Source organism: Pseudomonas sp. MWU15-20650, assembly GCF_023242475.1.
Taxonomy (GTDB): domain Bacteria; phylum Pseudomonadota; class Gammaproteobacteria; order Pseudomonadales; family Pseudomonadaceae; genus Aquipseudomonas.
This window is the reverse complement of sequence record NZ_JALJFG010000017.1, coordinates 27,513-45,422: the sequence shown is the minus strand read 5'-3', so window position 1 is coordinate 45,422 and position 17,910 is coordinate 27,513. Positions and strand designations below refer to the sequence as shown.

At 57.3% G+C, this 17,910-nt stretch carries 14 protein-coding genes, 1 other RNA gene and 1 pseudogene; 8 read left to right on the top strand and 8 right to left on the bottom strand.

The window, feature by feature from the left end:
• Positions 1–117 precede the first annotated feature (117 nt).
• Entirely contained in the window at positions 118–2,034 is a 1,917-nt protein-coding gene (gene dnaK, locus M5B43_RS14875) for a molecular chaperone DnaK (RefSeq protein WP_248750821.1), read from the bottom strand.
• Between the two features lie 102 nt (positions 2,035–2,136).
• Positions 2,137–2,697 carry a nucleotide exchange factor GrpE gene (gene grpE, locus M5B43_RS14870; protein ID WP_248750820.1) on the bottom strand — a complete coding sequence of 187 codons (561 nt, stop codon included), beginning with the start codon at positions 2,695–2,697 and terminating at the stop codon, positions 2,137–2,139.
• Positions 2,698–2,950: 253 nt separating this feature from the next.
• Here grpE and recN point away from each other — a divergent pair, with 253 nt between their 5' ends.
• On the top strand, positions 2,951–4,624 hold the full coding sequence (gene recN, locus M5B43_RS14865) for a DNA repair protein RecN (RefSeq protein WP_248750819.1): 1,674 nt from the start codon (positions 2,951–2,953) through the stop codon (positions 4,622–4,624).
• Between the two features lie 84 nt (positions 4,625–4,708).
• On the opposite strand, the gene fur is transcribed toward recN, so the two are convergent.
• Positions 4,709–5,113, bottom strand: a complete 405-nt coding sequence (fur, locus tag M5B43_RS14860; protein ID WP_248750863.1) for a ferric iron uptake transcriptional regulator — start codon at positions 5,111–5,113, stop codon at positions 4,709–4,711.
• A 98-nt stretch (positions 5,114–5,211) separates the two neighbouring features.
• Here fur and M5B43_RS14855 point away from each other — a divergent pair, with 98 nt between their 5' ends.
• On the top strand, positions 5,212–5,739 hold the full coding sequence (locus tag M5B43_RS14855; protein ID WP_248750818.1) for an outer membrane protein assembly factor BamE: 528 nt from the start codon (positions 5,212–5,214) through the stop codon (positions 5,737–5,739).
• Positions 5,740–5,802: 63 nt separating this feature from the next.
• Here the strand turns inward: M5B43_RS14855 and M5B43_RS14850 are convergent, their stop codons facing one another.
• Both M5B43_RS14850 and M5B43_RS14845 read right to left on the bottom strand, forming a co-directional pair.
• A complete protein-coding gene (locus tag M5B43_RS14850; RefSeq protein ID WP_248750817.1) occupies positions 5,803–6,105 on the bottom strand; it encodes an RnfH family protein in 303 nt (100 codons plus the stop codon).
• On the bottom strand, positions 6,098–6,532 hold the full coding sequence (locus M5B43_RS14845; protein ID WP_248750816.1) for a type II toxin-antitoxin system RatA family toxin: 435 nt from the start codon (positions 6,530–6,532) through the stop codon (positions 6,098–6,100). Before M5B43_RS14845 ends, M5B43_RS14850 begins: the two co-directional genes overlap by 8 nt.
• 168 nt (positions 6,533–6,700) lie before the next feature.
• On the opposite strand from M5B43_RS14845, the gene smpB reads away from it, so the two are divergent.
• Complete coding sequence (gene smpB / locus M5B43_RS14840; protein ID WP_014719962.1) at positions 6,701–7,183, top strand: SsrA-binding protein SmpB; 483 nt, start codon at positions 6,701–6,703, stop codon at positions 7,181–7,183.
• A gap of 38 nt (positions 7,184–7,221) precedes the next feature.
• Here smpB and M5B43_RS14835 read toward each other — a convergent pair whose 3' ends face one another.
• A complete protein-coding gene (locus M5B43_RS14835) occupies positions 7,222–7,989 on the bottom strand; it encodes an FCD domain-containing protein (protein ID WP_248750815.1) in 768 nt (255 codons plus the stop codon).
• 250 nt (positions 7,990–8,239) lie between these two features.
• On the opposite strand from M5B43_RS14835, the gene M5B43_RS14830 reads away from it, so the two are divergent.
• From M5B43_RS14830 to M5B43_RS14810, 5 genes and pseudogenes are all read left to right on the top strand, one after another.
• On the top strand, positions 8,240–9,934 hold the full coding sequence (locus M5B43_RS14830; RefSeq protein WP_248750814.1) for a lactate permease LctP family transporter: 1,695 nt from the start codon (positions 8,240–8,242) through the stop codon (positions 9,932–9,934).
• A gap of 70 nt (positions 9,935–10,004) precedes the next feature.
• On the top strand, positions 10,005–12,815 hold the full coding sequence (locus M5B43_RS14825; RefSeq protein ID WP_248750813.1) for an FAD-binding and (Fe-S)-binding domain-containing protein: 2,811 nt from the start codon (positions 10,005–10,007) through the stop codon (positions 12,813–12,815).
• A 140-nt stretch (positions 12,816–12,955) separates the two neighbouring features.
• Positions 12,956–13,237, top strand: a complete 282-nt coding sequence (locus M5B43_RS14820) for a hypothetical protein (protein ID WP_248750812.1) — start codon at positions 12,956–12,958, stop codon at positions 13,235–13,237.
• Between the two features lie 103 nt (positions 13,238–13,340).
• Positions 13,341–13,737, top strand: a transfer-messenger RNA (tmRNA) gene (gene ssrA / locus M5B43_RS14815).
• Between the two features lie 185 nt (positions 13,738–13,922).
• Positions 13,923–15,178: pseudogene (locus tag M5B43_RS14810) on the top strand (integrase domain-containing protein).
• A gap of 631 nt (positions 15,179–15,809) precedes the next feature.
• Here M5B43_RS14810 and M5B43_RS27350 read toward each other — a convergent pair.
• Positions 15,810–16,613, bottom strand: coding sequence for an endonuclease NucS domain-containing protein (locus tag M5B43_RS27350; RefSeq protein ID WP_122559349.1), 804 nt, complete (start codon positions 16,611–16,613; stop codon positions 15,810–15,812).
• 247 nt (positions 16,614–16,860) lie between these two features.
• On the bottom strand, positions 16,861–17,595 hold the full coding sequence (locus M5B43_RS14800; protein ID WP_192346364.1) for an HNH endonuclease: 735 nt from the start codon (positions 17,593–17,595) through the stop codon (positions 16,861–16,863).
• Between the last annotated feature and the right edge of the window lie 315 nt (positions 17,596–17,910).

The following is a 17,910-nucleotide window of genomic DNA, read 5'->3' as shown; positions in this document are numbered from 1 at the left end:
AGCGTTGTCGCATGCTGTAAAAATTCGCATACCCCAGACACGCCAACGCGGGAGCAAGCTCCCGCGCGGCGACATCCTACCAGTCACCGCTTATTAGCGGTCAACCGGTCGAGCAGATTACTTCTGCTCTTTAACTTCTTCGAACTCAGCATCGACAACATCGTCGTGCTTGGCTTCAGGCTCTGCGTGTTGCGCAGCGCCGTCTGCCGGCTTAGCTTGCTCGGCGTACATTTTCTGAGCCACTGGCGCGGAAACTTTCGACAGCTCCTCAACCTTGGCTTCGATGGCAGCCTTGTCGTCGCCTTTAACAGCGGCTTCCAGGGCAACCAGAGCGGCCTCGATCGCAGTTTTCTCTTCAGCGGTCACTTTATCGCCCGCTTCGGAGACCATTTTGCGCGTCGAGTGAACCAGTGCGTCGCCCTGGTTACGAGCAGCTGCCAGCTCTTCAAACTTCTTGTCCGCCTCGGCATTGGTCTCAGCATCACGAATCATCTGTTGAATTTCTTCATCAGACAGACCGGAGTTGGCCTTGATGGTGATCTTCTGCTCTTTGCCGGTAGCCTTGTCTTTCGCGCCGACGTGCAGGATGCCGTTGGCGTCGATGTCGAAGGTCACTTCAATTTGTGGCACGCCACGTGGTGCTGGTGGAATCTCAGCCAGGTCGAACTTGCCCAAGGACTTGTTCTGCGCCGCTTGCTTACGCTCACCTTGCAGCACGTGAATGGTCACGGCGCCCTGGTTGTCATCGGCCGTCGAGAACACTTGGGATTTCTTGGTAGGAATCGTGGTGTTTTTCTCGATCAGCGCAGTCATCACGCCACCCATGGTTTCAATACCCAGGGTCAGCGGGCTAACGTCCAGCAGCAGTACATCTTTGACATCACCGGCCAATACCGCGCCCTGGATGGCAGCACCCATGGCAACCGCTTCGTCCGGGTTCACGTCTTTACGTGCTTCTTTACCGAAGAACTCGGTCACCAACTTCTGAACCAGCGGCATACGGGTCTGACCGCCGACCAGGATCACGTCGTTGATCGAACCAACGTCGATACCGGAGTCTTTCAGCGCAATGCGGCAAGGCTCGATGGTGCGTTGAACCAGGTCTTCAACCAGCGCTTCCAACTTGGCGCGCGAGATCTTCACGTTCAAGTGCTTAGGACCGGTAGCGTCTGCAGTGATGTACGGCAGGTTGACGTCGGTCGACTGAGCGGAAGACAGCTCGATCTTGGCTTTCTCAGCGGCTTCTTTCAGGCGCTGCATGGCCAGCGGGTCGCCCTTGAGGTTCATGCCGCTTTCTTTCTTGAATTCGTCAACGAGGTAGTCGATCAGACGAATGTCAAAGTCTTCACCACCCAGGAAGGTGTCACCGTTGGTCGCCAACACTTCGAACTGGTGCTCGCCGTCAACTTCAGCGATCTCGATCACGGAGACGTCAAAAGTACCGCCACCCAGGTCGTAAACGATCACGGTGTGGTCGCCCTTGGCCTTGTCCATACCGTAAGCCAGAGCGGCTGCGGTTGGTTCGTTGATGATACGTTTTACGTCCAGGCCCGCAATGCGGCCGGCGTCTTTAGTCGCCTGGCGCTGGCTGTCGTTGAAGTAGGCAGGAACGGTGATCACCGCTTCTGTCACTGCTTCACCAAGATAATCTTCGGCAGTCTTCTTCATCTTTTTCAAGATTTCAGCCGAGATTTGCGGCGGCGACATTTTCTGGCCGTTTACTTCAACCCAGGCATCACCGTTGTCAGCCTTGGCGATTTTGTAAGGGACCATCTTGATGTCTTTCTGTACGACTTCTTCGTCGAACTTACGACCGATCAGACGCTTTACCGCATACAGCGTGTTATGCGGGTTAGTCACAGCCTGACGCTTGGCCGACTGACCAACGAGGATCTCACCGTCGTTGGCGTAAGCGATGATCGACGGCGTGGTACGCGCGCCTTCGGCGTTTTCGATTACTTTTGCAACGCCGTTTTCCAGCACGGAGACGCAGGAGTTGGTGGTCCCCAGGTCAATACCGATAATTTTACCCATGATTTACTCTCCCGAAACTTGAATTTGGATGCCGCAGCAGTGGCGGCTAACTGCGGTAGCACTTAAACGCTTGACTTATAAATGGGGGCCTTGCGGCGGATTTCAAGCCTGCTCATCAATAGAAGGTGCAACGGCTACAGGAGCCTTGCTCACCACCACCATTGCCGGGCGCAGCAAGCGACCGTTGAGCTGATATCCCTTCTGGAACACTTTCAACACGCTGTTAGGCTCCAGGTCATGACTTTCTTGCATGGCCATGGCTTGATGATGCTCAGCGTTGAACGGCTCGCCGCCTTGCGGATCAATGGCTTCCAACTGATAACGCTTCAGGGTGTCCTGGAACATTTTCAGGGTCAGCTCGATTCCTTCACGCATTGGGCGGATGTTTTCGTCGTCCGGGTTGGACAACTCAAGGCCACGCTCCAGGCTATCGATGATCGGTAGCAGATCATTGGAGAATTTTTCCAATGCGAATTTGTGAGCCTTTTCTACGTCCTGCTCGGCACGGCGGCGGACGTTCTGCAGATCGGCAGCAACACGCAAAGATTGATCCTGCGCGGCGGCCAATTGCTCTTCGAGTACTTGCACGCGAGTCGCCAGCTCCTCACCGGCAGCCGAATTGGCGTCTGGAGTTTGCGTATCCTGCGTCTGTTCGTCAGCCATAGATTTCTCCTTTCAAAATCATGCGCGAACTCAACTCGCGCTTCTGTTCCGGTATATGGGGCCACAATTTCCAGGTTCAAGGGCGCAGGCATTACCAAAGTCTTTCACACACATCGGACCGTTTCCTGCGCACTCATTCCCCATCGCACTAAAAAACACAGCCGATCAAGTAAATCGAGCTAAGCGGCAGGATTGTCAGCCCCGATCAAAACACTGTATAAATAACCAGACCTAAAGCCTGGGAGCGACGTTCATGCTCGTGCACCTGTCCGTACATAACTACGCCATCGTTGAACATCTGGATCTCGAACTGGACCGAGGAATGAGCGTAATCACAGGCGAAACCGGCGCCGGCAAGTCGATCATGCTCGACGCCCTGGGCCTGACCCTCGGAGACCGCGCCGACAGTGGCGTAGTGCGCCCGGGTGCCGACAAAGCCGACATCCTCGCCACCTTCGACCTGGCGGACATTCCGGAAGCCGAGGCATGGCTCGCCGAGCGCGACCTCAATAATGAGGGCCCCTGCATTCTGCGCCGGGTAATCACCGCTGAAGGGCGCTCCCGCGGCTACATCAACGGCACGCCTTGCCCCCTCGGTGATTTAAAAGCCCTGGGTGAGTTGCTGATCGATATCCACAGCCAGCATGAACACCAATCCCTGCTGAAAACCGATACTCATCGCCGCTTGCTCGATGAGTACGCTGGCGCCACCGATCTTGCCCGCCAGGTGCAACTGGCCGCCCAACGCTGGCGCCAAACGCGCCAGGAGCTGGAGCGCCTCTCCAACTCCGGCGACGAACAACGCGCTCGCCACCAACTGCTCAGCTATCAACTCGAAGAGCTTGAAAGCCTGGGCCTGGGCGAGACCGAGCTGGAGCAACTTGAGCAGGAACACAAGAACCTGACCAATGCAGAGACCTTGCTGGGCATCTGCCGCCAGGTGGTCGAGCAATGCAGCGAGAGCGACTCCGGCAATGTGCTCAACGCGCTGACAGCCAGCCTCAACCGCCTGTCCAGCGTGAATAATGCTTCCGGCTCCCTGAGTGAAGCGACCACCCTGCTGACCAGCGCGCAGATCCAGGTTGAAGAAGCCGTTGGCGAACTGAATCGCTTCCTGGACCACTTCGATGCCGATCCAGCGCGCCTGCAGGAGATAGAAGAGCGTCTGGACACTATCTATACCCTGGCGCGCAAACATCGAATCCAGCCCACTGAAGTTGCAACCATGCAGCAGAAACTGCTGGATGAAATCGAAACACTGAACGCCAATGACGAGTCCATTGAGCGACTGGGCGACGAGCTCGCTTCCTTTGCCCGCCATTATCAAGAGAAGGCCCGCGAGCTGAGTGACCTGCGCCAGCAGGCAGCCACGAGCCTGGCCGGTGCCGTTGAGCAGGAGATTCAGCGCCTGGGCATGCCGGGCGGGCGCTTCACCATCGAGTTACACGCCAATACCAGTCACGAGCTGCAACCTCATGGCTTGGAACAAGTAGAGCTCCTGGTCAGCGCCAACCCTGGGCAACCACTCAAGGCACTGGCCAAGGTGGCATCCGGCGGGGAGCTGTCGCGGATCAGCCTGGCGATTCAGGTGATTACCGCCCAGACCTCACGAGTACCGACACTGGTATTCGACGAGGTAGACGTCGGCATTGGTGGGCCAACCGCAGAAATCGTTGGCCAGTTATTGCGCCGCCTGGGGGATCGCGGCCAGGTGCTGACGGTGACCCACTTGCCACAAGTGGCAGCCCAAGGGCATCAACATTTGTTTGTACATAAAGTGCGAGGCAGTGATGCAACCCACACGGCCGTCTCCAAACTGAACAAGTCGGAACGCGTAGAGGAAGTGGCGCGGATGCTCGGCGGTATCGACTTAACCAAGGAGTCCTTGGCTCACGCGAAGAAAATGGTCGTGGCAGCCAAGGCTTGAACTGAAGCTTCCCCTTTATAGAAAGCACGAAGGCGACCCTAAGGTCGCCTTCTATCGTTTCGCAGAGCAGAACTGCGCCGATTTTTACTTTTTCTTACGGATGTAAAGCACCAGATTGTGGTCAACCAATTCGAATCCGTGCTGCTCAGCAATAGTGTGCTGGAGCTTTTCAATTTCCGGACTGGTGAACTCAATCACCTCGTTTGTATCGAGGTCAACCATATGGTCGTGATGACCACCATCTGCCAATTCGAACACCGCATGACCGCCGTCGAAATTATGACGAACCACCAGCCCTGCGGCTTCAAACTGGGTCAGCACACGGTAAACCGTGGCCAGGCCAACGTCCTCGTTAGACTCCATCAGCGCCTTGTAAACATCCTCGGCACTCATGTGGCGCTGCTCAGCAGAATCGAGCATTTGTAGAATCTTGACTCGTGGCAGAGTCACTTTGAGACCGGCTTTGCGTAGTTCGCTATTTTCAACCATGGTTAGCTTTCTCGCGGATGCTGCTTCGCAGCTTCTCTTAATACGGGTATGATCGGCGTTTACGTTGTCCCAGCCAAGATAGTGGAAGTCGCCCACCGATGCAAAACACCAAGCTCTTGCTAACCAGTTTCACCTTTGTGGGACTGCTCGCACTCGCCGGTTGTTCATTCCCCGGGGTTTACAAAATCGACATCCAGCAGGGCAATGTCGTCACGCAGGACATGATAGACCAGTTACGGCCGGGAATGACCCGACGGCAAGTACGGTTTATCATGGGTAACCCTCTGCTGACCGACACTTTCCATGCCGATCGCTGGGATTATCTCTACAGCATCCAGCCTGGTGGCGGTGAACGCCAACAGGAACGCGTCAGCGTCATCTTCAATGGCAATGACCAGCTTGTGAGCCTTTCCGGCGACTTCATGCCCGGCGTAAGCCGTGATGAAGCGTTACTGGGCAAGGATAACGGCACCAACGTGACCGCGCCTGCGCAGGAAGCCGAGAAGCCGAAGGCCGAGGAGCCGGCCAAACCTGGCTCCTTGCTCGACCAGATCCAGAAAGACGTCGACGGCGTGAAAACCGTGCCGGTCCCGACGCCACAGCCTCTGGACGCCAGCCCGCAGTAACATTGCGGCGCTCAACAAAAAGCCCGGCGTACCGGGCTTTTTGCTGCCTGCAGATTGGCAAGCTTATGAATTTTGCTGCCTGGCCATCGCCGCTTTAGCCGCGCGCAGCCTGCGCACTTCCTTTGGGTCCGCCAGCAACGGGCGGTAGATTTCAATTCGATCACCCGGCTGCACAACACGCACATCCGGGTCTGTCACCACCTTACCAAAGACCCCCAAAGGGCACTCAGCCAATACCAGCTGCGGAAATTGCCCTGCAATCCCCGATGCCTGCACCGCCGCCCGCAAGCTTGTGCCCACAGGCACCGCCACCCCCAGCAAAACCTGGCGATCCACGGCGGCATACACCACTTCAATCTCAACCATGCAGTTGCTTGGCTCGCTGACAGAACGCATCCACTAAAGTGTTAGCCGCCTGATTGAACAAAGGCCCCAGCGTCGCCCGCACAATGGGCCCGGCATAATCAAACGACAGATCCAGGCTGATCTTGCAGGCTTTATCGGTCAGCGCCTTGAAAACCCACACCCCATGCAGCTGGGTGAATGGCCCTTCCTGCAGATTCATTTCGATTGACTTCCCCGGCACCAGCACATTGCGCGTAACAAAGTGCTGACTAAGGCCGCCCTTGGCCACTCCGACACTGGCGACCATGTGCTCCGCACTGCTCTCCAAGACCTCGGCAGTCGAGCACCAAGGCAGGAATTCCGGGTAACGCGCCACGTCGTTGACCAGGTCATAGAGCGCCTGCGCCGGATAAGGCAGCAGGGCCGAACGTTGAATATGCGTCGTCATGTGAGCGTTATTTCCACAGCTGAACGGCAAACATCGCGAAAAAACAGCCCAATCCGCGAGAGAAAAAAACCAAAGAAGCGCCTGCATTGTCCGGGATTCGCCCGACACGCTCAAGCACGCAGGTTGACCGTAGCCGACACGCTCGCAACTCCCTATAATGCCGCCCCTATGGCTAAACAAAAGAAACACCCCACAGGGACCATCGCGCAAAATAAAAAGGCGCGACACGATTACTTCATCGAACATCGATTCGAGGCTGGCTTGGTCCTGGCCGGCTGGGAAGTAAAGAGTCTGCGTGCCAGCAAACTGCAGTTGGTCGACAGCTATGTGCTGCTCAAGGATGGCGAGGCGTGGCTGCTCGGCAGTCATATCACGCCTCTGACCACCGCAAGCACCCACGTGATTGCCGACCCGGTGCGCACACGCAAGCTATTGCTCAATGCCCGCGAACTGGAAAAGCTCGCCGCGGCCGTGCAGCAAAAAGGCTACGCTTGCGTCTGCTTGTCCTGGTACTGGAGCAAGCATCTGGTCAAGTGCGAAATCGCACTGGGCAAGGGCAAGAAGGAATACGACAAGCGCGATACAGAACGCGAACGCGATTCCAACCGTGAATTGCATCGCGCTGTGCGTAACAAGGGCAAAGAAGAGTAACCCTTGTGACGATGTAGCCTTGGGTTACTCAGCCGAGGCTACATACCTTTACGGCGCTCAGCCCGGGCTACACGCTGAACCTCCTGACGCACTTCCTCCAACACTTCCTGCACATACAGCAGGTGACGTGTTGAAACCTCGCGTGCCTGCTCGGCCCGCCCCTCAATGATTGCCAGGTACAAGTCTCGATGCTGACTGATCAGCATGTCGCGAGTCTCCGTGCGCTGCTGATACATACCACCAATATTCGTCACCACATTACGCTTGAGCAGGTCGAACAAGCCGCGAATCGTGTGCAACAGCACGGCGTTATGACTGGCTTCGGCAATAGCCAGGTGAAACCGCGCATCCGCAGCGCCCTCCTCCACCCGGCTCACTTCATCGGCCCGTGCATAGCAATCCTGCAACGCCTCAAAAGCCGCTGTCAGCCGCTCACGGTCGACCTCAGTGGCACGTAATGCCGCGTAATAGGCGCACGATGCTTCGAGAGTCTGACGAAATTCAAGCAAATCCCGCTGCGCTTCAGAGTTGTTTTCCAACAAGTGCAGCAACGGATCGCTGAAGGTCGACCCCAAAGATTGCGCTACATAGTTGCCACCGCCCTGGCGACTGACCAGCAACCCTTTGGCCGCCAGTTTCTGGATCGCCTCACGCAATGATGGGCGCGATACACCAAACTGTTCAGCCAAAGCGCGCTCGGCCGGCAAGCGCTCGCCCGACTTCAACGTGCCCTCAAGGATCATGCCCTCAAGCTGCTCGACAATATCGTCAGACAAACGGCGCTGACGCACCTGATCAAACCCCATAACTCACTCTCCACGATCCCGACCACTCGCCGGGGCCTCTATTCTGGCCTATCGCCACGCTTGCAGCACCTATCAGAACACCTGCGATTTATTCGATCACAACACCTCCCCCCCGACCTAAGACCAAAGTTTCGCAGGCGGCAAATTGACACACCCCTGCCGAGGCTCTTACTCTAGCCAACAGCGACTATAAATTGGTATTACCAATTATCCAAGCTCAACAAACAACAACAATCAGGGGCCACCCCATATGCAAACCTGGCAACAGCTCTACAGCCCTCTCGGCAGTCTCGGCCTGTCCGCACTGGCCGCCGTTATTCCCATCGTATTCTTCTTTCTGGCCTTGGCCGTATTTCGCCTCAAAGGCCATGTGGCCGGCAGCATCACCCTGGCCCTGTCGATACTGGTCGCCATCTTCGCCTTCCAGATGCCGGTAGACATGGCCCTGGCCGCTGCCGGTTACGGCTTTGCCTACGGCTTGTGGCCTATTGCATGGATCATCGTTGCGGCGGTGTTCCTCTACAAATTGACGGTCAAGAGCGGCCAGTTCGAAATCATCCGCAGCTCCGTCCTGTCGATCACCGATGACCAGCGCCTTCAAGTACTGCTGATCGGCTTCTGCTTCGGCGCCTTTCTGGAAGGGGCGGCCGGCTTCGGCGCGCCCGTGGCGATCACCGCCGCGCTGCTGGTCGGCCTGGGCTTCAACCCACTTTACGCCGCGGGCCTGTGCCTGATTGCCAACACCGCGCCGGTGGCCTTTGGCGCACTGGGAATTCCGATCATTGTCGCCGGCCAAGTTACCGGCATTGATTCGTTCAAGATCGGCGCCATGGCCGGTCGCCAACTGCCGTTGCTGTCGCTGTTCGTACCGTTCTGGCTGGTGTTCATGATGGACGGCCTGCGCGGCGTTCGCGAAACCTGGCCCGCTGCATTGGTCGCTGGCCTGAGCTTCGCCGTCACCCAGTATTTCACCTCCAACTTCATGGGTCCGGAGTTGCCGGATATCACCTCGGCCCTCGTTAGCCTGGTTGCCCTGACCCTATTCCTGAAGGTCTGGCAGCCTAAGCGCACTGCTGGCGCACAGATTGCCGGCGCCACGCCCGGTGCAACAGTCACTGCCAGCGCAGGCGGCTTCGGCCAGCCACGCAGCACCGTGGCTTCGCCCTACAGCCTGGGGCAAATTTTCAAGGCATGGTCGCCCTTCCTGATCCTGACCGTGTTGGTGACCATCTGGACCCTCAAGCCCTTCAAGGCGATGTTCGCGGCAGGCGGCTCGATGTACAGCTGGGTGTTCAACTTTGCCATTGCGCACCTGGATCAACTGGTGATCAAAACTGCCCCCATCGTGACCACCCCGACAGCGATCCCGGCCGTATTCAAACTGGACCCGATCTCGGCCACCGGCACCGCCATTTTCTTCTCTGCACTCGTCTCGATGCTGGTGCTGAAAATCGACATCAAGACTGGTCTTACCACTTTAAAAGAGACCTTCTTCGAGTTGCGCTGGCCAATCCTGTCCATTGGCATGGTGCTGGCCTTCGCCTTCGTTACCAACTACTCCGGCATGTCCTCGACCATGGCATTGGTACTGGCCGCCACCGGTGCAGCCTTCCCGTTCTTCTCGCCGTTCCTCGGTTGGCTGGGGGTATTCCTGACAGGCTCCGACACCTCGTCCAACGCCCTGTTCAGTTCATTGCAAGCCACCACCGCCCACCAGATCGGCGTCAACGATGTCCTGCTGGTAGCGGCAAACACCAGCGGCGGCGTGACCGGCAAAATGATCTCGCCACAGTCGATCGCCGTGGCGTGCGCAGCCACTGGCCTGGTGGGCAAAGAATCCGATCTGTTCCGCTTTACCCTCAAGCACAGCCTGTTTTTTGCCACGATCGTCGGGCTGATCACTCTGGCGCAGGCTTACTGGTTCACCGGCATGCTGGTGCACTGAGACCTGCACGTAATAGGGTAAGAATCGACGCCGGACAACGGTTCCGGCGTCAGCTATTTCTGGAGGACCGATGAGCCTGCCTGCTGCCTTTCTGAGTGACGCCGCACAACTGATCCCGAAAGATCGTCTCTTCGACGATCCACTTTCCACCCTTGCCTTCGGCACCGACGCTAGCTTTTACCGACTGGTCCCACAGTTGGTAATCCGCGTGGAGTCAGAAGACGAAGTCGTCAAGCTGCTGCAACTGGCCCAGCGTGACCACGTGCCGGTGACCTTCCGCGCAGCCGGCACCAGCCTGTCCGGGCAGGCCATCAGCGACTCGGTGCTGATCGTGCTGGGGGATAACTGGAATGGCCGCGAGATTCGCGGGCAAGGCACACAAATCCGCCTGCAGCCCGGCGTGATCGGTGCCCAGGCCAATGCCTGGCTGGCACCGTTCGGGCGCAAGATCGGGCCGGACCCGGCGTCGATCAATGCCTGCAAAATCGGTGGTATCGTCGCCAACAACGCCAGTGGCATGTGCTGCGGTACGGCGCAAAATACCTATCACACCCTGGCGGGCATTCGCCTGGTGCTGGCTGATGGCAGCCGCCTGGACACAGAAGATGCTGGCAGCGTTAAAGCCTTCCGCCAGACTCACAGCGCGCTGCTTGAGCGCCTGGCCTCATTGGGTCGCGAGACGCGGGCAAACGTTGAGTTGGCTGCAAAGATCCGCCACAAATACCGTCTGAAAAATACCACCGGCCTGTCGCTCAATGCGCTGGTGGATTTCGATGACCCGCTGGATATCCTCAGCCACCTACTGGTGGGCTCCGAGGGCACGCTGGGGTTTATCAGCGCAGTGACCTACGACACGGTGGTCGACCACCCGAACAAAGCCTCAGCGCTGATCGTGTTCCCGGATGTCGAGACGTGCTGCAACGCCGTAACGGCCCTCAAGACCCAGCCCGTCTCCGCCGTTGAACTGCTGGATCGACGCAGCATGCGTTCGGTGCAGGACAAACCGGGCATGCCCGCCTTCGTACAGCAACTGTCGGAAAACGCCTGCGCACTGCTGATCGAATCCCGCGCGGCCTCGCCCTCATTACTGCATGAGCAACTGACACTGATCATGGCCTCCCTGGCGCCTTTTGCCGTGGAGAAACAAGTCGACTTCACCGAAGACCCGGTGGAAAACGCGCGCCTGTGGGCGATCCGCAAAGACACCTTCCCCGCCGTAGGCGCCGTACGCAAAACCGGCACCACGGTGATCATCGAAGACGTGACCTTCCCGGTCGAGCAACTGGCCATCGGCGTCAACCGCTTGATCGCACTGTTCGAAAAGCATCATTACGACGAAGCCATCCTTTTCGGACACGCTTTGGAAGGCAACCTGCACTTTGTGTTCACCCAAGGCTTCAACAGCAGCGATGAAGTCGCACGCTATCAGGCGTTCATGGACGACGTCGCACACTTGGTGGCGGTGGAGTTCGGTGGATCGCTGAAAGCCGAACACGGCACTGGCCGCAATATGGCGCCTTTCGTCGAGCTGGAATGGGGCAGCGACGCCTATCAACTGATGTGGCAACTCAAGCGCCTGCTCGACCCCAACGGCATCCTCAACCCGGATGTGGTGCTCAGCGAAGACCCACAAATCCACCTCAAACACCTCAAGCCCCTGCCCGCCGCCGACGAGCTTGTGGATAAGTGCATCGAGTGTGGCTTTTGCGAGCCCGTGTGCCCTTCGAAGGGCCTGACGCTCAGCCCACGCCAACGCATTGTGATCTGGCGTGATATCCAGGCGAAGAAACGGGCCGGCGTCGACACCACCGAACTGGAGGCGGCCTACCACTACCAAGGCATCGATACCTGCGCCGCTACTGGGCTGTGTGCCCAGCGCTGCCCAGTCGGTATCAACACCGGTGACCTGGTGAAAAAGCTGCGCAGCCGTGACGCCACCCGTACGAAAACTGCCGAATGGCTCGCCACCCATTTCGCTACGACCCTGCAAGGCGCACGCTTTACCCTGCATGTAGCTAATGGTGCACGCCTGCTGCTGGGTGCACCGCGCCTTGCGAAGTGGTCGGCCACGGTGACCACGCTGTCCAAGGGGCAAATCCCACAATGGACCACCGCCATGCCGCAACCGGAAAAAGCCATTCGTTTCAGCCCTGCGGTGACGGATGCACGGCCAAGGGTGGTTTATCTCGCGGCGTGCGTCTCACGCGCCATGGGCCCGGCAGCCGGTGATAAAGAGCAGATGTCGCTGTACGACAAAACCCGCAACCTGCTGGAAAAGGCCGGTTATCAAGTGGTCTTTCCCGACAACCAAGACAGCCTGTGCTGCGGCCAACCCTTCGCCTCCAAAGGCTACGCCGAACAGGCCGAGCACAAGCGCCAGGAACTGATCGGCGCCCTGCTCCACGCCAGCCGTGGCGGCCTCGACCCCATCTATTGCGATACCAGCCCCTGCACGCTGCGCCTGGTACAAGACCTGGGCGAAACCCGCCTGGACCTCTACGACCCCGTGCGCTTTATCCGCACCCACCTGATGGACCGTCTCGACTTCGAGCCCCAGGATGCGCCCATCGCGGTGCACGTCACCTGCAGCACCCAACACTTGGGCGAAAGCCAGGCATTGATCGACGTGGCTCGGCGCTGCGCCAAGACCGTGGTGGTCCCGGAAGGCATCCACTGCTGCGGTTTTGCCGGCGATAAAGGCTTTACCACGCCAGAACTCAACGCCCACTCACTGCGCTCACTCAAGGACGCCGTGCAGTATTGCAGCGAGGGCATCTCCACCAGCCGTACCTGCGAGATCGGCCTGAGCCTGCATGGTGGCATCGACTATCACGGCCTGGTCTATCTTGTGGACCGGGTCACCAAGGCCCGTGCTCACTAAATAAACCGGCACACAAACAGAACCCTGGCGCGCCGGCGTAGTCATCTGCATAGGCCTCGGCGAACGGGGCTTATCCGACAGGTTGCTGGCCGCTCTGGAGCGCCAGCAGCGTCGAGCCCTTTTTCGCAAGGAGATACCCTATGAAGCGTTCCGCTCTTGCTGGTCTGTTCATTACTGCTGCGATGATGGCCACCCCTGTTTTTGCTGCCGGTGAGCCTGACCTGTGCAAAATCAACCTGGATAAGATCAATAACGGCAAAGCGCTGCTCGCCACCGACACCAGTGGCAAAAGCGGCGAGATAGACACCGCAGTCTCCCAAGCCAAAGCCGCTCACGCGGCAGGTGATGACAAAAAGTGTATCGAGATCACCTCCAAAGCCCTGCAAGACCTGCAAGACAGCGAAAAAGGTGGCAACCAGTAACCACGCTGGCGCACAAGGCCAACCTTCGGGTTGGCCTTCCGTGACGGTTTGGCGTACACTGCACAGGCTTGTCACTCACTATGAAACAACGAGTTACAAGCACGGGGCCGTTTAGGATTCGACGCCGGTTGCGAAACTTTAGGTGCATGCCGAGTTGGTAACAGAACTCGTAAATCCACTGTTGCAACTTCTTATAGTTGCCAATGACGAAAACTACGGCCAGGAATTCGCTCTCGCTGCGTAAGCAGCCTTAGCCCTGAGCTTCTGGTACCTTCGGGTCCAGCAATCACCAGGGGATGTCTGTAAACCCAAAGTGATTGTCATATAGAACAGAATCGCCGTGCAGTACGTTGTGGACGAAGCGGCTAAAACTTACACAACTCGCCCAAAGCACCCTGCCCTTCGGGTCGCTGAGGGTTAACTTAATAGAAACGGCTACGCATGTAGTACCGACAGCGGAGTACTGGCGGACGGGGGTTCAAATCCCCCCGGCTCCACCATTTGATCATCTAAAGACGTCCACGGACGTCTTTTTTGTGCCTGAAATCCAGTGAAATCAAGGGTTTAAGCGCTACTTGGCGCTGGAGAGTTTTTTGAGTTCCAGCCGTTTGGGTATTCCAAATGGTATTCCAAGCCATCCGGTGCTATTTTTTGGAATACCAAAACGGTGTCAGGGGAAGCTCTCATGCCTGCTCCAGCCCTCCGCCTTTCCGACCGCCAGCTCAAGGCAGTCAAGGCAAAAGACAAGGATTACGTCCTCAGCGATGGTGACGGCCTCCAGCTCCGAGTCAGGAGCAACGGCTCGATGCTGTGGAACTTCAACTACCGCGAGCCGGTAACCAAAAATCGTATCAATATGGGGCTGGGCACGTACCCAGAGCTCTCACTAGCGAACGCCAGGAAAAAAGTGGTGGAAGCGCGCGAGCTGCTTGCACAAGGCATTGATCCCAAGGTGCAACGCAATGCACAGGACGAAGCCAAACGAGCGGAGACGGAACATACGTTCGAGAACGTGGCCACCGCCTGGTTCGAGCTGAAGAAGGACTCCGTCACGCCGGCGTACGCCGAAGACATCTGGCGGTCGCTCACACTGCATGTATTTCCAGACCTGAAAACAACGCCGCTCTCGAAAATTACCGCACCGATGGTCATCGAACTGCTTCGCCCAATAGAAGCTAAAGGCAGTCTCGAGACAGTGAAGCGACTGAGCCAACGGCTCAATGAGATCATGACCTACGGGGTCAACTCCGGGCTGATTTTCGCTAACCCCCTCAGTGGCATTCGGGCGGTATTCAAGAAGCAAAAAAAAGAAAACATGGCCGCGCTACGACCAGATGAGCTGTCCGAGCTCATGATCGAAATCGCGAACGCCAGCATCAAGCGGATCACCCGCTGCCTGATCGAATGGCAACTGCACACCATGACCCGTCCTGCCGAAGCGGCCACCACCCGATGGGCAGACATCGACTTCGACAAACGCATCTGGACCATCCCACCAGAGCGCATGAAGAAGCGTCGTCCGCACACCATCCCGCTGACCGAACAAGTACTCGCGTTACTGGAGACGCTCAAGCCCCACAGCGGCCACAGGGAATACGTGTTCCCGGCAGATAGAAATCCGCGCACCCACGCCAACAGCCAGACCGCCAACATGGCGTTGAAACGCATGGGCTTCCAGGACCGCTTGGTCAGCCACGGCATGCGCTCCATGGCCAGCACCATCCTGACGAGCATGGGTGGGATCCGGAGCTGATCGAAGTCGCGCTGGCGCATGTCGACAAGGACGAAGTCCGAAGCGCTTACAACCGAGCGGACTACATCGAACGCCGGAGACCGATGATGGCTTGGTGGAGTGAGCACATTCAGAAAGCGGCCACCGGCAACCTGTCGGCATCTGCGATCAATCAAACCAGGGACCACAACGTCGTGCCAATACGGTGAGCGCTCACCGGACGCCGCCAGGAACCGAGAATGACTCCCCAGATGGAGTGTTGGTTGATTTGGCGACAGCGGCGACAACCCGCGTAATACCTGGCCTGCAGCATGGCGACAAAAGTGGCGACTGTCGCCACTGCAAGCCTTGTTCTTGGGGCCTTTTGACTAAGTCCATGCGGGCGGGAAGGCTCCGCATTCCCACTCGCATGGGCTCTGCGTTATGGCATCTCACTTGACCACCTAATTGCATTGCCACTGACCAGTCATTCGCATTCGCGCTGACCAGCCGTTTGCAGTTGATGGATGTCAGCGGATGCCACTCAGCCGCGAGTGCGCCAGCCAAGCACTGAAGGACTGCAACCGGCCGATTCTGTTGAAAAAGTCGGTTTGCCCAAACTGCTCGAATACTGATGGGTGAAACTCCCATTTTTTCACGCTGCTACGTGAAATCCGAGTCCCGCAGCCTCTGCTGAAGGTAAGGATTTCAATCTCAGACGCATACTTTTCAGCCATGGAAGCCAGGCCGGACTTTTTCAACAGAATCGGCCAAAAAGAGACCGTGACTCTGCCGGGTCAACGCTCTATTCACGGGAAGATGTCGGCTGGTCACGGCCTTGCTAGGAGGGGTGGCGTCCGGTCAACTATGCAGGGCCACCGATCGAAGCGACACAGCAAGGTCATATTCCATCAGGCGTACGTTTGGCACCTGTGATGCCGCGTACCGTAGTTTTTGGCCGATGTCAGAAGCGACGATGACGCCATACACGCTCCTCTCGCCCGCGAGGTGCTCTTTCACCCAGCCCATGTAACGAAGGATTTGTCCCATTGCCGCGTCCGGCCCACGGCCTACTTTCAGTTCGAGGACGTAGAAGTCGCCGTTTCCCGTCGCCAGGATGTCGATCGGGCCGACGTCAGTTTGGAACTCCACGCCGTCGCGATCGTCCGTGCGGTATAGCGTGAGCGGCGCATCGTGGCCAGGTAACCTGGGAAGTTTTTTAGCGAGGTAATCGCGCAGGTGTGCCTCCAGAGCGAACATGCTGTACGCCTCATCGGATGCCTCAACAGCTTCGACGATCGGCAGCGGATTCTCACCCACCCCGTCAGCGAGGCGGACGATCAGTGCGCCATCGCCAGATTGTGCGATCTCCCACACGCCGTGCTTCTCTGGTTGGTACCAAACGACCCGGCCGCGCCCAGTGCTATACAGGTAATCGTAGGCCGTGTCGGTGAGCCGTGGTTTCTTGTTCTCGTTGTAGTGAATACGTGATGGGTGATTCACCGCCCCCGAGATGATGCTGCATGTCATCGAACTGTCGTTGACGTCATGACCATACATCGACCTTACCTTTGCTTTAATCGCAGGGTATGTGCATTCCCCGTTCATCTGCTGCGCCGCTTCCCGAACCATCTGCCATACCGGCGGGCGGTTGCCATTGCTCACTGTTGTACTCCTCGTTTGTGTTCTGTTTTCGCGTAATGAACCACGCCGTGAGCGTATAGGGTTCACTTAATCGTGGTAGCAATTCGTTAGCCCTTACGGCGAGCTTTGGATAGTAAGCCGCCTTTCAAGAGAGCGCGTAATCGGTCAGTTTCGGCCTTTCATGAGCGTCGATTAAATCTGGTACGGTTCAGCCCATGCCGTTGTGTGCGACCTACTTCCCGGCAGCTTTGATATTGGTGGGTGTGAACTACGCGAAGCCGAACGTATCCCTATGGGCAGCAAGGTAGGGCAAATGCTTTGGATTGAGCTTGCGTAGCTTCATGGATTTCGACAGACCAAACTCTGGAGGCAGCTTTTCGGCAATGCTGGACAGCAGAATAGAGCCATCATCTTTGAATGAGATCAGACCTTGGTCAAACAGGCGATCGTAGTGTGGCGCCAGTAGCAAGCCGTTAAATGGATCGAGCTTGGAATCTGCTTCTGACTGGCTCCAGGGAACAATGTGCGATGCGACCAGCAGCTTGGGCTCCTTTACTCCGGAGAGTGCGCAAGCATCACCCCAAAACCCCATCAATTGCTTCCTGAACTTCTGCTGGCCGACGCGGGCCATGATTGTCGTTGCCCGAGCGGTAATCAGGTTAGCCAAATCTTTTGTACTCCCGACCTGGCCATCTTCATGTTCAACGGCATCGAGCACGGTAACGATGAAGCTGGATTCGGAATTTTCCAGCACGATGGGGCTGATCATATCAACGAGCGCTTTCGGGAACTTGATCTCGCGTCCGCTAGTGATCTGAAAGTAATCGACGATATCCAGTTCGAATCGTGGCTCGAATGAGATTTGTAGGAGGCGGCGTGTGCCGTCTACGAAATTGCAGTTTTCACGAACCTCGGTGTGGGAGCCCCAAAGAATGTGTTCCTTTTTACGGTCGCGGAATGGCTGTTGCCAGGATGTATCCGATAGTTTGATGAGCTTGGCCATGCCAATCCCTTTTCGAATGAGAACACCAATGGGCTGTTAAGACAGTACTTCCCGAAAGGGACATCAGTAAACTTCGCTCACAATGATGGCTTAAGCATGGCATGCTAGCAGTGAAAACAGCCAAGGACGCATGCAGCGCTAATGACGATACCAAACTGGTTTATACCTCTCAGTGAAACGTTGAGTTCCACGCTAGTTCGCGGAGCCACCCCTGCTGTGACAAGTCTGACAAGGTACGAAGTAGCGGCGATCCTCTACGTGTTGCAGCTGTCCAAACCTCTCAAACCACCAATGCGATCTCCCATCGAGATGGAG

Bases quoted from the DNA above. Each gene is read 5' to 3' on its own strand.
- fur (WP_248750863.1), bottom strand. From the start codon at position 5,113: ATGGTTGAAAATAGCGAACTACGCAAAGCCGGTCTCAAAGTGACTCTG.
- smpB (WP_014719962.1), top strand. From the start codon at position 6,701: ATGGCTAAACAAAAGAAACACCCCACAGGGACCATCGCGCAAAATAAA.
- M5B43_RS14855 (WP_248750818.1), top strand. From the start codon at position 5,212: ATGCAAAACACCAAGCTCTTGCTAACCAGTTTCACCTTTGTGGGACTG.
- M5B43_RS14830 (WP_248750814.1), top strand. From the start codon at position 8,240: ATGCAAACCTGGCAACAGCTCTACAGCCCTCTCGGCAGTCTCGGCCTG.
- M5B43_RS14800 (WP_192346364.1), bottom strand. From the start codon at position 17,595: ATGGCCAAGCTCATCAAACTATCGGATACATCCTGGCAACAGCCATTC.
- grpE (WP_248750820.1), bottom strand. From the start codon at position 2,697: ATGGCTGACGAACAGACGCAGGATACGCAAACTCCAGACGCCAATTCG.
- recN (WP_248750819.1), top strand. From the start codon at position 2,951: ATGCTCGTGCACCTGTCCGTACATAACTACGCCATCGTTGAACATCTG.
- M5B43_RS14825 (WP_248750813.1), top strand. From the start codon at position 10,005: ATGAGCCTGCCTGCTGCCTTTCTGAGTGACGCCGCACAACTGATCCCG.
- M5B43_RS14835 (WP_248750815.1), bottom strand. From the start codon at position 7,989: ATGGGGTTTGATCAGGTGCGTCAGCGCCGTTTGTCTGACGATATTGTC.
- M5B43_RS14820 (WP_248750812.1), top strand. From the start codon at position 12,956: ATGAAGCGTTCCGCTCTTGCTGGTCTGTTCATTACTGCTGCGATGATG.
- M5B43_RS14845 (WP_248750816.1), bottom strand. From the start codon at position 6,532: ATGACGACGCATATTCAACGTTCGGCCCTGCTGCCTTATCCGGCGCAG.
- M5B43_RS14850 (WP_248750817.1), bottom strand. From the start codon at position 6,105: ATGGTTGAGATTGAAGTGGTGTATGCCGCCGTGGATCGCCAGGTTTTG.
- dnaK (WP_248750821.1), bottom strand. From the start codon at position 2,034: ATGGGTAAAATTATCGGTATTGACCTGGGGACCACCAACTCCTGCGTC.